At 74.5% G+C, this 589-nt stretch carries 1 protein-coding gene; it reads left to right on the top strand.

Translation table 11 applies throughout. From position 1 onward, the window contains the following. Window positions 1–187: 187 nt before the first annotated feature. A partial coding sequence (locus tag DW309_RS00020) for a DUF3054 domain-containing protein (protein ID WP_136044159.1) occupies window positions 188–589 on the top strand: 402 nt, incomplete at its 3' end.

Below are 589 nucleotides of genomic sequence, written 5' to 3'. Positions count from 1 at the left end.
GCCTGACCGCTGCGGGGCTCACCCCCTTCGCCCCCGTCGAGGCTGCGGCACTGGATGCGATCGACGCGGTGCCGGTGCTGCGCGAGGGGCGGTTCGTCCGTCACACCTGAGCGCGCGGTGCCACCGGTCGCACGGCGGACCGCCGCGCCGACGAGCCGATGACGGTGGCGCGGCGTAGGGTCGGGGCATGAGATACCTCCCCGCTCTCATCGTCGACGCCGTGCTCGTCCTGGTCTTCGCCGCGATCGGGCGGGCATCCCATCAGGAAGACCCGGCCGGGTTCCTCCTCACCGCCTGGCCCTTCCTGGTCGCGCTGCTGGTCGGATACGCGGTGGCGCTGCTGCTCCCGGCACGACCGCGGCGACCGTGGTCGCTGGCGTGGGGTGCCGTCGTGTGGGTCGTCACGGTCGCGGGCGGCATGCTGCTGCGGGTGCTGAGCGGCGACACGGCCGAGGTGCCCTTCATCGTGGTCGCGTCGATCGTGCTGGGGCTGTTCCTGGTGGGCTGGCGGGGGCTCGCGGCGCTGGTGCGGCGTCTGCGCGCGTCGTCCGACCGGAGCTCGGCCTCCGCGCCGCAGACCCGCCCGTCG

The sequence above is a fragment of the Microbacterium sp. K41 genome, from assembly GCF_004794395.1.
In the GTDB taxonomy this organism is placed as follows: Bacteria; Actinomycetota; Actinomycetes; order Actinomycetales; family Microbacteriaceae; genus Microbacterium; species Microbacterium sufflavum.
Note: the sequence above shows the minus strand (reverse complement) of the source record. Positions and strands in the feature narration are given on the sequence as shown.